We start from the raw sequence: 13,271 nt of genomic DNA, 5'->3' as shown, positions 1-13,271 counted from the left end.
TTCTGTGGCGATGCAAGAAATGTAAATTATTATAAAGGAAAAAACATATGCAAAGATTGTTTAGATGAATTAAAAAGTAAATAAAAATACAGCATTATGTCAAATATATGTAATGATCTACGTATAACTAAACTTAATATACTTAATGTTTTCAAAGCTATATCTGAACCTAAAACTATAATTACATATCCTACACTAGCTTTAATAACAGATACAATAATTTGTTTAAAGTTCTTTTTCTGAATTAAAAGTCCTATGGAAACTATGAGTACTAAAATTACATCTGCCTTCATTAAAGTATTAAATACATCCATCTAATATACCTCTACTCTTTAAATAGTTATCCAATTTAAATTTTATTTCTTCTTGATCCAACAAATCCTCTAATTCTACTTTTGCTATATCTTTTTTATCTATATAAAAGTTAATGTCCTCAGAACATATATATATGTCTGGATCATATAACCCTGCGGTTGTTACATCACATCTAATTATATTATGCTTTAATTTTTTATTTTTAAAATATCTTTTAACATTAGCTTCTATTATAAAGCTGCTGCCCAATCCTAAGCTACATACAATAACTATATTGAGCATTCTCCTTCCTCCTTAAAATTTTCTAATAACAATATTACTTCTTTTGAATCTTTACATTGAATTAAATTTTTAAAGTTTTTTCTTAACATAATAAAACTTGTAATCTCCTCAAGAGCTTTTACATGCTCTTGATTATTTTTGGTTGCAAAACTTATTATTACTTGAACTGGGTCATGCTTTTTATGATTAAATTTTACTGGTTCTTTTAATATAACCATTGAAAATCCAGTTTTATATACACCATCTTCTGGTTTAGCATGAGGCAATGCTATACCATGTGATATTACTATATAAGGGCCATTTTTACCTCTTTTATTTAAACAATTTACTAAACTCTTTACATAATTATCATTAACGTATCCTAATTGTTTTAATGCATTACCTGATATTTTTATAGCCTCTTTTGCATCTGTAACTTCTACATTGGTAATAATAGCCTCACATACTAGCAAATCCCGAATATGTAACATTTCATCTTGTATTTCCCCAATTATGTTCTTCTTTAAATCTTTTTTTAGTGCGGTTAAATCTTTTATTACGCAATGCTTTTGTACTACATTTATAATACTTTCTACATTTATAATCTTTTCTTTTACTTTTGGTGAAAATATCTTAGAAAGCTGTTTTTTATCTTCGTCATTTATTAGAGGATTTACTACTATAACTGGAACATTAGCCTCTTTTAAAGCTACTGTACTTATTACATAATCTATATCAAAGGTATTTCTAGAAATAAACTGATTATAAGATAATATGTCTATAATTTCTATATCATCATAGCTATTTCTTAGTTTATTTGCTAAAAGCTTAGAAGTCCCTACTCCTGTGGAGCAGACCACTATAATTCTTTTTTTAGTAGCGTAACTTTTATTCATTTTTTCAATTGCAGCTACAAAATGAAGGCAAACATAAGATATTTCATCGCTACCTAATTCCACATTAAACTCGTTATTTATTATTCTCACTAAATTAGCAGTAATTGTATAAAATTCATTATAGGAATTTTTAATATCTTCTTTATAAGAGTTTTTTATTTTTATGCTATATTTAGCTCTATTAATGGCAGGCATTAAATGAACAAAAAGTCCATTTATGATTTCATCTTTATTTTCTAAAGCTATATCTACTTCTTTTTCAAATTGGGAAACCATCTTTTCTATAGAATTTACTAATTTATGTCTTTCTTTTATATTTGAAAAAATATCATCTTCTAAAAACTTTATAGGATTAGCTCCAAGAAAATGCATACTTATCCATATTATTTCCGTTTTAGGTATAATAATATTATATCTTTTAGATAATTCATTACAATAATTTTTGGCTTCGTCATATTCAAAAGTCTCTGATATATAGTCCATTTTTTCGTATTCTATATCCGCTATAAAATCTTGTTGTATTCTTTTTATCATTATACATGTATTTATAATAATATTATAAAAAGCCATATCTGATACAGATATATTTATAGCCTTCAATGTATCTATTAAAAGCTCCCATATATGCTTTATATCTATACCATAAAAGTAATTCCATATCATAAGATCATATATAGTTTCTGGTTGTAATAATCCGTGTATTCTAGAGTAATCGTAACTGTGTAAAATTATATCATATATGATTCTTCTTTTTTGCAGTTCTCTACCTACAATATAAATGCCTTTATTCCTTCTTCTTACTAACTGTACACCTTTTTCTCTAAGATATCCCTCTATTTCATCTAGATATTTTGATGTAGTTGACCTACTAACTCCTAGAAAATTAGATATCTCTTGAAGTGTTCTAGAATAGTGACTTTTTAACAGATATAATATTAATCTATATTTATTCTCAAAGCCTAAATAATTTCTATATATGGATTCTTTAGTGGCTAATAAATCTATTTGATTTTTAGTTAAATCTATCTTTATACCCTCTCCATATTTTTTCTTTATAATAGGCATATTATTTCTCTTTAATATATAATTTATATTATCTATAGCATACCTAACCGTTCTTTCGCTAATATTTACTTTATTTGATATTTGTTTTATTTGATATTTGTTTTATAGTTAAAAAATCGCCAGTTTCAACTAACATCTGTAATATTCTATATTCTATATCTTTAATCAAATTATCACCTACATTTTAATTATACATCATTTTATAGCATTTAAAAGTTTTTTAAAAAACAGTCTTTTAATTTAATAAAAGACTGTTTTTAAAATTATTATTCTATTTTTCTGTAGATATTATATGTATACTATCTTCATTAATACTCAATAAAGCGTATTCACCTTGACTATATACCTTTTTACTTGAAGGATTATAATCTGTAAGTTTAATATCAAAATCCTTATACTTTAAATTATAATCTTGGTATGAACCCATAAATACAGAATAATCCACTAACACTTTTATTCCATTTTCTTCACCAAAAGATAATGCTTCTGGTCTTATAATTGCTTTTATTTTTTCTCCTTTTTTAAATGCCTTATTAGCCTTAACCTTATATATGTTGTCAAATAATTCTATACTAACATAATCATCTTCTATATCTTTTACAGATGAATCAAAAATATTAGCTACCCCAATAAAATCAGCTACAAACTCTGTAGCAGGACTATTATATATTTCTTGAGGTGTTCCTATTTGCTCTATTATTCCCTTATTCATTATAATTACTCTATCTGACATACTCATAGCTTCTGCTTGGTCATGAGTTACATATACACTAGTTATTCCAATATTTTTTTGAATTCTTCTTATCTCTGTTCTCATATAAACTCTTAGCTTAGCATCTAAGTTAGATAATGGTTCATCAAACAAAAGAACAGATGGTTCCATAACCAATGCCCTTGCTAAGGCAACTCTTTGCTGTTGACCTCCAGATAACTGATTTGGTGCTCTATTTTCTAGACCTGAAAGCCCCACTAGTTCTAATATGTTTTTTACCTTATCTGCTATTTCACTTTTGGATAATTTTTTTATTTTTAATCCATATGCTATATTTTCAAATATGTTTAAATGGGGGAAAAGTGCATAAGTTTGAAAAACCATGGCTGTATCTCTTTTATCTGGAGTAAGATTGTTTACTCTTTGTTCTCCTATATGAATACCTCCTTCTGTTGGTACTTCAAATCCAGCTATCATTCTCAATGTAGTGGTTTTACCACATCCAGAAGGACCTAAAAGAGTTACAAATTCCCCTGGTTCTATATTTAAGGATACGTTATCCACCGCTGTGAAAGTCTTCCCACCAGGACTTTTATATATTTTACTTATATCTTTTAATTTTACGTATTTTGAAGACATTATACTTCCTCCTAACCTTCTCTAGTTGAAGTAGTTATTCCTATTTTGCTTAATAAGAAATTCATTATACCTACTACTACAATAACTATAAGTATTAATAATGTAGAAAATCCTGCAGCAACTCCTATTCTTCCAACATCAACTTGAGACATTATTGTTACTGTAAGAAGATTATAATTTGCTGAAACCAAGAAGATTACTGCACTAACAGCTGTCATACTTCTTACAAAGCTATATACAAGACCACTAAAGAATGCTGATTTTATGAGCGGAATTGTTACAGATGTAAATACTTTAATGGAGTTAGCTCCTAAATCTTGAGCTGCTTCTTCTATTCCAGGGTCTATTTGTTGTAATGATGCTATCCCCGATCTTATTCCTACAGGCATACTTCTAAAAATAAATGCTATTATTATAATGGCAGACGTTCCTGTTAGTATTAAAGGCTTTTTATTATATGCTAATATATACCCCATACCAATTACAGTACCTGGAACTGCCATTGAAAGCATTGATACAAACTCAACAGTTTGTCTACCTAAAAATCTTTTTCTAACTATTAAGAATGCTATAACCATCCCCATTACTCCTGTTATAGGCATAGCTATCAATGAAAGTTTAGTAGTATCTACTAAAGCTTTTACACCTAAATTTTTTATGTATTTATAATGTTTCAATGTTGGTGTATAATCTATTCCCCATAAATTAACAAATGAACCATATGGTATTAATATATAAAGTATCATTATAAATAAGCATATTATGTAGCATATAGTTTCTATTGGAATAGTTATAGATTTCTCTGAAATATAATCCCTTTGTCTAGAAGGCTTACCTGTTACTGTTACATAAGACTTGTTACCTACCCAATATTTTTGTAGTACAAACATTAGTATGGATATGCTTAGAAGTACAGTCGCTAATGCCGTACCTCCTTTTATATCATAGTTTCCCATAGCTTGAAGATAGGTTTTAGTTGCCAACGTAGTGTAGTTTCCTCCTATGACCATGGCATTACCAAAATCTGCCACACTCTGTATAAATACTAGTAAAAAAGCATTTGCAATACCTGGTTTTAAAAGAGGCAAAGTTATAGTTCTAAAAATATGAGTTCTAGAGGCCCCCATATTTCTAGCAGCTTCTTCATAAGAAGGATCTATTTGTTTTAAAAGTCCTGCTAATACTAAATATGCTACTGGGAAAAATGTCAGTATTTGAACTGAAGCTAAACCCGAAAACCCATATATATTAGAATCTTTTATACCTAATAAACTATGAGTTACAAATCCTCTTTGTCCAAAAAGCATTATAAATGACATTGCAAGAGCAAAGGGTGGAGATATTATGGGCAAAATAGTAAGTATTTTAAATAGCTTTCTAAACTTTAGGTTTATATATGCATCTGCATAAGCAAATAAAAAACCTAATATAGTAGCTATAACACTTACAAAGCCACCTAATATTAAAGTATTTTTCAATACAATTTTAGTTTCAGTTTGGGCAAAAATTTGTCTATAATATTCTAAAGTTAAAACTCCAGTATTACTAACAAAACTTTCTTTTAATACACCGTATATAGGCCATATTATAAATAAAAATAAAGATATCATCACAAAAATTATAGTACATAGCAAAATTGGATCCCTTACTATTTTTTTTGCTTCATCTATTTTTGTCCTTAATTTGCTATTCATTTTATCACCTCTGGTTTTAATAAAGCCTATCTATTTATAGATAGGCTTTATATCAAATTTCTTATTTTATTGCGTTATTCCATTTTTCTATTAATTCACTTTTATGACTTCCTGCCCAATCAAGATCATATTCTATAAGTTTTGTGTCATTCAATTCTGCTGCTTGTTGCGGCGGTTTAGCACTTGGATGAGTTAGGAATTGATATGATCCTACAGTTTGTCCAAGTTCTTGAGCCTTAGCTGTTAAACACCAGTCTATAAACTTCTTTGCTACTTCTTGATTTGGAGCACCTTTTAGTAATCCAACTCCTCCTATTTCATATCCTGTTCCTTCTTTTGGTGTGGATAATACTATATCCTTCATTCCTTCTTCTCTATACTTTATAGCATCATGTAAGAAAGTTATCCCTACCATAGCTTCTCCTTGACCAACCATTCTTCCCGGAGCTGTTCCTGATTTTTGATAAGATTTTATTTGACCATTTAGCTTTTTCATGTAGTCAAGACCTTTTTCTTCTCCCATAACTTGAACTACTGTTGCTAAAAATGTATATGCTGTTCCTGATGAACCTGGATTCGCTGTTACTATTTGACCTTTAAATTCTGGCTTTAATAAATCTTCCCAGCTTTGTGGAGCTTGTACTCCTTTTTCTGCAAGAAGTTTTTTATTTGAAACAAATCCTAAATATCCTTTATAAAGTCCTGTCCAATAACCTTCTTTATCTTTAAATTGATCTGGTATTTCTTTAGCAGATGGTGATTCATATTTTTCAAGAAGCCCATCCTTTTTAGCTTGGATAAATCCATCTGCTGGTCCTCCAAACCATACTGATGCCTTAGGATTCTCTTTTTCTGCTTTAATTCTTCCCATTATTTCTCCGGAACTCATTCTTACTGCATCTACTTTTATACCTGTCTCTTTTTCAAATTCTTTAACTGCAACAACCATATAGTCTTCCATTAAGCCACAATATATTGTAAGGTTTTGACCGTTGTCTTTCCCTTTTTGGTTACCAGCTCCATTGCTACAACCAACAAAAGATGTTAATGTTATTGCTGAAGCCAGTACCAATCCTATTATCTTCTTTATCTTTAACATATATAACTCCCTCCTTATTCTTAATTTTAGCATATATTATCTCTTTATAAGGTTATCTTTATCTAAAGTAAATTTGCAAAAATTATACTTATTAAATATAAAACCCACGTAAAAATATTTTACATGGGTTTTATATAGAACATATAATAAATATTTACTCTTTTTGGTCATAATCAGTTTTAAAATTTTCTATAAACTTCATATACGCATCTTGTTCATCTATTAACCTACTCATTTTCCTATCAAAAGATTTTGTAGCCCAATTTGTTTCATTATAAAAATATCTATTAGATAATCTCCAAAATCTTTGAGGAAATAATAAAAATGCAAATAAAACTCTGTATTCTTCTTCTCTCAGGGGATATTCTTTATTATAAGATTCTAATATCAATTTAGCATATTCTATATCCCAATCTACTCTCTTTAACACTTTTATCATAAAAGAAGATATATCATATGCTCTTATCTCTCTTTTACAATAATCAAAGTCTATTACGTTTATAGAATCATCTTCGTCTATTATTATATTATGATAGGTATAATCATGGTGGCAAAAATTTTTATCCTCTTCGGATATTTTACATAAATCCTCATAGGCTGAACTTTCTAATACATTTATAGCTCTTATTCCTAAATCTTTATAGAATTGAACATTTTTTATATAATTCATTTCAAACTCGTTTTTATTATTTCTTTTTCTAGTCATATGACGCATTTTTTCTAACGCTCTAACCCTTTTATTCATAAGACTTGGCCATCTCCAAAGATCTGTCTTTAATTTGCTATTTTCAGGAGGTTCATACCCTTTAGAGGCTATATGCATATGTGCTAAGCTTTTAGCTGCATTAGCTACATCTTCTTTATTCTTAAAATCCGCCTCTCTTCCATCTATCCATTCAGATAATGTATAGATATCTTCATTTACAATGGCAAAGGGCTCTCCATAAGTGTTCATATAATATCTATCAACTTTAGGAAATCCATTCTTAACAAGATGCTCTTTTGCACCATAAACAAACAATAACTTTTGAATACCATAGTTAATTTTTTTTAGGCACCTTGTGCCTTCATTAGTTCTTAAAAAATACACTCCCTTATTAGGTTTAAGTTTTTCAATTTTAATATCAAACTGTCTTTCTATTTCAAATTCCCTCATCATAGTAATCACCTCTCTATAATCTATATGTATTCTTTATAAATTTTAGAAGAACAGTAATAAAATTTTATATTATTAACACTTTATGTAACATATTAATATAATGAAATATAATTATTTCTAAGAAAGGAACCCTAAATTATGAAAATTGGTATAGATGGAAGAGCTGCAAAATGGTATAGGGGGACAGGGATAGGTACTTATACTTATCAACTAATAAATTATATTAATAATGTTGATAAAATAAATAAATACAAGATATTTATGCCTTCTGAATGTAATAATATGATAAATTTTAATGATAATTTCTCTATATCCAAAATATCTTCACAAAATCAAAGCAATAGTTTTTGGGATGGTGTAAACATATGCAATCCATTGTCTAAAAGTAATTTACAACTTTATCATGTTCCCCAAAATGGTATAGGATTACCTTTAGAAAAAAACTGTTCTTTTGTTATAACTCTACATGATGTTATTCCCTATAGGATGCCTGAAACCACTAGTGATAATTATAGGAAAATTTTTAATGAAACTCTTCCTAAAATAGTATCTTTATGTGATGGAATAATAACGGTATCTAATTTTTCAAAACAAGATATAATAAAGGCTTTTAATTTTCCCGAAGAAAAGATTTTTGTAACACACCTAGCAAGTGAGGATATATATAAACCTAAAGATAAAAAAATAAGTAAATTACTAATAGAAAAACATTATTCTATTAAAGACGACTTTATACTATATGTAGGAGGATTTAGTCCTAGAAAGAATATAATTGGTCTTATTGAAGCTTTTAGCAAACTTATATCCTTTTATAAAAAAGATATAAAGCTAGTTATAGCTGGAAAAAAAGGTAAGTCCTATTCGTTGTACAAGAAAAGATGTGAAGAGTTAAACATAGCTGATAAAGTTATATTCTCAGGATTTATAGAATTAAATCATCTACCTTATTTTTATAGTGCTTGTAAACTTTTTGTATATCCTTCTTTTTACGAAGGTTTTGGATTACCACCTATAGAAGCTATGGCATGTGATTGTCCTGTTATAACTTCTAATACCACATCTATTCCTGAAGTGGTATTAGATTCTGCACTATTAATAGATCCACACAATATAGATGACCTTTGTTCTTCTATGTATGAGGTTTTAGTAAATGACGCCTTAAGAAATTCTTTAATTAAAAAAGGAAGTAAAAGAGCTTCTGAACTTACTTGGGAAAAAACTGCCCTTAATACTATAAGTGCATACTCTCAAATTATAAATAATGAATATAGTAAACAAGTAGAAGGTATCTAAAAGGTAATTTTAAAATTACCTTTTAGATACCTCTTTTATCATATAAAGCCTTGAAAATCTTTCAAGAAATCCTCTTTAAATTCTTCTAAATCGATTTTCTTTTTTAATTTATCTATGGAGCTTTCTTCAGACCAATTTTTATTTTCAGTGTAATAACCTTTTACTATACTAAATATTTCCTGTGGGAAAGTAAGCATGCCATATAACACCTCTATTTCCTTGCCATTTAGAGGGTTCATTTTGTTATATACTTCTAATATTTTAGAACATTTTTCTATATCATAAGCAGAGCTCTTTACCCATTTAGTTATGAAATTACATAAATCATGTACTCTCAAATCTACTATAGCATAGTCAAAATCTACAAAATATCCCTTATCCTTATTAATTATAATATTATGATAGGCTAAATCATGATGACAAAACACTCTTTTTTCCTCCATGCTACATAATTTATAGTAGCATGAGTTTTCTAATATTTTTATACTCTTTTTTATTTTATCTATTAAATAATCTGCATTCTCTATAAATATATTATTAAATTTACTCTTATTATTATAAATTAAAGCTAACTCTCTAAAAAGTTCCATTTCCCTTTCTTTTCTTTTGAAATTTTTAATAATCTTTCCTAGATTATTTTTAGATTGTATATCGCTATAAAATCCTTTTCCTGCATAATGTAATTCTGCCAAAGCTTCTGTAGCTACGATTAAATCCATAGGATTACTATAATCACTTTCTCTTCCTTCTACTAAGTTCATCATACAATATATGGAATCATTCCAAATAACATATGGTTTATTATCTTTTGTTTCTAAGAAGTTTATGGTTCTATTAAAACTTCTGTTTACATAATTTAATCCCTTTTTTATAAACTCTAACTCATCCACAGTATAATTTACTTTCTTTAGAATTTTTTCTCCAGTTTCATCACTTATTATAAAAACACTTCTTAAAGGTAAAACTTCCTTAGGCTTTACCTTAAAATTTTCAAACAATGTTGAATCTAAGTCATATTGTGCCAAGTAATTCCTAGTAGAATATATTCCTTTCATTCCACCACCCCTATATTGAAATCAAATCTTTTTGTTCAATTAATTTTTCCAATATTACTAAGTACTCATAATCACTTAAACTTTTTCTGTCATATCTATAGTTAATAATTGTCTTTACAAACTCATAAGGAAATGATAAAAGTGATAATATAAATTGATAACTGCTTTGTCCTAAATTCTCCATATGGCAAAATCTATCTATTAACATATAATAATTTAAATTAACTCCTTTTCTTTTATATCTAGATAATAGATAAAAACAATCCATTTCTACTAAATTATATTTACATTTACTTATAGTTTTTACCTTTATGAATTCTTCTTCTTTTATCAAATGCTTAAAATCTACTTTGTCTAATATTATTTCTTTATTTTGCATGCTTCTAGTTATTAATGAATAGTAGTCATTTTTATATATATTTTTAATAGCTGCTTTTCCTTTTTCTATATGTTCTTCTCCTACTTCTAAAAATTTATTTTCAAAGGCATTCCTAGGTCCTTCTGATTTAATTCTTTTTAAATCTCTATTTACTTTTTTTATATACACTTTATATTCTTCTACTGTTTTCCCAATCCCACTATCTAATCTATCTTTTATATTCTTATATCCCATAATCCTTTTATGAAAATCATTTATTATATATAATTGTTTTTCTAATTTAGTCTCATCTACATTTTTAACTTTAATGTCAGAACCTATAGATTCATCTACAAATATATTTATATCTTTTAAATACTCTAAAAAAGCATTTTCTCTAATCATAACACCCTCCGCTTCCATAGTTTATACATCTAAACTCCTCTACAAATTCCTGTTTTGCTTCTCTGTCATCCACTATTCTTTTTATTTTATTTATAAAAACTTTTTCCTTCCAAGGTTGTTTTTCTGCATAGTATTGAAGTCCTACTTGCCAAAAATCTTGAGGAAACTCTATAAAAGCAGCCATAATTTTTATATCTTTTTTATTTATAGAATAGTTTAAACTATAACTATCCATTATTTTTTTTGCATTTTCTATGTTCCATTTACCATTTTTCATTACACGTATAATTAAACTGCATAAATCGTGTAAATGAGTATCCAATATGCAATAATCAAAATCTATTATATATACAGAATCATTTTTATCTATTAATACATTATGGTTGGCATAATCATGGTGACAAAAGGGATTTTTTTTCTTCTCTGATTGAATTTTATTTAAGTAATCACTCCTCTCTAGATTATATATACTTTTATCAATTCTTCTTAATTCCTCATCTATTACTTTTCTAAAGAGATTATCAAAATAGGACGGCTTATCCTTTTTATCTATTTCATTTTTAAAAAAACTTATATCTGATTTTTTACTGTTAAAATCCTGAATCCATCTTCCCATCCTATACCTTGATTTTATATATTTATTCCAACTAAAATTAATGCTATTCTTATGAAGTTGTCCTAAAGTAAATGCAGCTAGCTGAACATCTCTAGGATCTTCATAATTACAATGTCTAGTTTCTATCCATGGTGTTAAATAGCCATAATAATCTCCTAAAGATATACAATCCTTCTTATCTACAGTTTGTATAATTTTAGGAGTATTTTTAAAACCATTATTATAAAGATGATTAATGGCAGAAGTTATAAATAATGTTTCTTGTGATCTATACTTCAATAGTTTCAAACAAAAGTTTTTCCTATTGCTTTTTATTTTATATACATTCTTTATTTTTTCTACATGTATAGCTTTTATGTTGTACTTATCTTCCACTAATTTCTTTATATATCTATTCTCCAATATTTATCCCCCTGCTTCTTACTTATAATTGTATTATATGTATTAATTACTTTGTATGTGCTAAAAGGTAATATCTAAAGGATATTATACATATTTTATTTCATAAGAGGACACATTTTTGTGATTAGCTAATATTATTAATATATAGGATTCTTTTGTAAAGGAGGGATTTAGTGAAAATAGGATTTGATGCAAGAGCTATTAATTTATATAATGGTACCGGAATAGGTACTTATACCCAAAATATTTTAAAGCATATATTAGACTTGGATAGTAAAAACTTCTATCACATATATTGGTGGGGAGAAAATTATAATGATTTTTCTAAAGATAATTCTAAAGTTCTTTTAACATCAAAACGACGTAAAAGTTTTTATGAAGAATACTATTTTCCAGCTAATTTGGATAGAGAAAGTGTGGATTTATATCATGTACCACAAAATGGTATGGGACTTAGTAAAAATACTTCCTGTAAAAAAATAATAACCGTACATGACTTAATTCCTTATACAATGCCTGAAACAGTAGGCAGAGGTTACTTAAAGAAGTTTCTGCGAAACATGCCACAATTAATTTATGATGCAGATGCTATAATAACAGTATCCAAATACTCTAAAAAAGATATTTTAAGATTTTTTCCTATGGATGAAAAAAAGATTTTTGTAACTCATTTAGCTGCAGACGAAAAGTATAGACCTTTAAATAAAGATAAGTGTAATTATATCCTAAAAAATCATTACAACATAGATAATCCTTTTATACTTTATATAGGTGGTTTTAGCCCTAGAAAAAATATAAAATCTTTACTAATTTCTTTTTCTAAAATATATAAAAATTTAGATAAAGATTATAAACTAGTCATAGTTGGTGCAAATAAGAATGGCACGAAAATCCTAATGGATATGGCTAAAGATTTGAACATAGAATCTAAAATAATATTTACTGGATTTGTTCCTGAAGATCACTTACCTATTTTGTATAATAGTTGTGAAACCTTCGTATATCCTTCATTATATGAAGGCTTTGGACTTCCTCCATTGGAAGCCATGTGCTGCGGTACTCCAGTTATAACCTCTAATGTAACTTCTATCCCTGAAGTAGTTGGTGATGGCGGAATTCTTATTAATCCTAATGACATAGATGAACTTTCTAATTCTTTAGAAAAAACCTTGCTAGATGTATCTTTTAAATATGAATTAAAGAAAAAAGCTTTAGAAAGATCCTCTCTATATTCTTGGGAAAATACAGCTAAAAATACTCTTAATGTATATAACAGTATTATTTCTAACAATATATAAAAGG

The 13,271-nt window shown here is 27.4% G+C and carries 11 protein-coding genes and 2 pseudogenes; 3 read left to right on the top strand and 10 right to left on the bottom strand.

Annotated features, from left to right (window positions below):
* A pseudogene (locus tag B5D21_RS14320) lies at nucleotides 1–84 on the top strand (AbrB/MazE/SpoVT family DNA-binding domain-containing protein); the annotation flags it as partial.
* Nucleotides 85–107: 23 nt separating this feature from the next.
* Here the strand turns inward: B5D21_RS14320 and B5D21_RS14315 are convergent.
* From B5D21_RS14315 to B5D21_RS11575, 7 genes and pseudogenes are all read right to left on the bottom strand, one after another.
* Nucleotides 108–293: pseudogene (locus B5D21_RS14315) on the bottom strand (PTS transporter subunit IIC); the annotation flags it as partial.
* Nucleotides 294–300: 7 nt separating this feature from the next.
* Nucleotides 301–597 (bottom strand): PTS sugar transporter subunit IIB, encoded by a 297-nt coding sequence (locus B5D21_RS11600; protein ID WP_035110928.1) that lies wholly within the window; start codon nucleotides 595–597, stop codon nucleotides 301–303.
* Nucleotides 585–2,537, bottom strand: coding sequence for a BglG family transcription antiterminator (locus B5D21_RS11595; RefSeq protein ID WP_011098588.1), 1,953 nt, complete (start codon nucleotides 2,535–2,537; stop codon nucleotides 585–587). Before B5D21_RS11595 ends, B5D21_RS11600 begins: the two co-directional genes overlap by 13 nt.
* Before the next feature lie 271 nt (nucleotides 2,538–2,808).
* Complete coding sequence (locus B5D21_RS11590; protein ID WP_011098587.1) at nucleotides 2,809–3,888, bottom strand: ABC transporter ATP-binding protein; 1,080 nt, start codon at nucleotides 3,886–3,888, stop codon at nucleotides 2,809–2,811.
* Nucleotides 3,889–3,899: 11 nt separating this feature from the next.
* A complete protein-coding gene (locus B5D21_RS11585; RefSeq protein ID WP_011098586.1) occupies nucleotides 3,900–5,582 on the bottom strand; it encodes an ABC transporter permease in 1,683 nt (560 codons plus the stop codon).
* Between the two features lie 61 nt (nucleotides 5,583–5,643).
* Nucleotides 5,644–6,681: an ABC transporter substrate-binding protein gene (locus tag B5D21_RS11580; RefSeq protein WP_078688114.1), complete on the bottom strand. Its 1,038-nt coding sequence runs from the start codon at nucleotides 6,679–6,681 to the stop codon at nucleotides 5,644–5,646.
* Nucleotides 6,682–6,835: 154 nt separating this feature from the next.
* Nucleotides 6,836–7,840 carry a CotS family spore coat protein gene (locus tag B5D21_RS11575; RefSeq protein ID WP_035110925.1) on the bottom strand — a complete coding sequence of 335 codons (1,005 nt, stop codon included), beginning with the start codon at nucleotides 7,838–7,840 and terminating at the stop codon, nucleotides 6,836–6,838.
* Nucleotides 7,841–7,978: 138 nt separating this feature from the next.
* Here B5D21_RS11575 and B5D21_RS11570 point away from each other — a divergent pair, with 138 nt between their 5' ends.
* Nucleotides 7,979–9,133 carry a glycosyltransferase family 4 protein gene (locus B5D21_RS11570; protein WP_011098583.1) on the top strand — a complete coding sequence of 385 codons (1,155 nt, stop codon included), beginning with the start codon at nucleotides 7,979–7,981 and terminating at the stop codon, nucleotides 9,131–9,133.
* Nucleotides 9,134–9,171: 38 nt separating this feature from the next.
* On the opposite strand, the gene B5D21_RS11565 is transcribed toward B5D21_RS11570, so the two are convergent.
* From B5D21_RS11565 to B5D21_RS11555, 3 genes are read right to left on the bottom strand one after another with little or no spacing between them, the layout of a single operon-like run.
* Nucleotides 9,172–10,188 (bottom strand): CotS family spore coat protein, encoded by a 1,017-nt coding sequence (locus B5D21_RS11565; protein ID WP_011098582.1) that lies wholly within the window; start codon nucleotides 10,186–10,188, stop codon nucleotides 9,172–9,174.
* Between the two features lie 10 nt (nucleotides 10,189–10,198).
* Complete coding sequence (locus B5D21_RS11560; RefSeq protein ID WP_052040424.1) at nucleotides 10,199–10,951, bottom strand: hypothetical protein; 753 nt, start codon at nucleotides 10,949–10,951, stop codon at nucleotides 10,199–10,201.
* On the bottom strand, nucleotides 10,944–11,969 hold the full coding sequence (locus tag B5D21_RS11555; protein ID WP_011098580.1) for a CotS family spore coat protein: 1,026 nt from the start codon (nucleotides 11,967–11,969) through the stop codon (nucleotides 10,944–10,946). The genes B5D21_RS11560 and B5D21_RS11555 overlap by 8 nt, the downstream gene beginning before the upstream one ends.
* A gap of 173 nt (nucleotides 11,970–12,142) precedes the next feature.
* Between B5D21_RS11555 and B5D21_RS11550 the strand changes: the two genes are divergently transcribed.
* A complete protein-coding gene (locus tag B5D21_RS11550) occupies nucleotides 12,143–13,267 on the top strand; it encodes a glycosyltransferase family 4 protein (RefSeq protein ID WP_011098579.1) in 1,125 nt (374 codons plus the stop codon).
* Nucleotides 13,268–13,271 lie beyond the last annotated feature (4 nt).

Source organism: Clostridium tetani, assembly GCF_900167265.1.
GTDB classification, from domain to species: domain Bacteria; phylum Bacillota; class Clostridia; order Clostridiales; family Clostridiaceae; genus Clostridium_G; species Clostridium_G tetani.
This window is presented reverse-complemented; position numbering and strand designations above follow the sequence as displayed.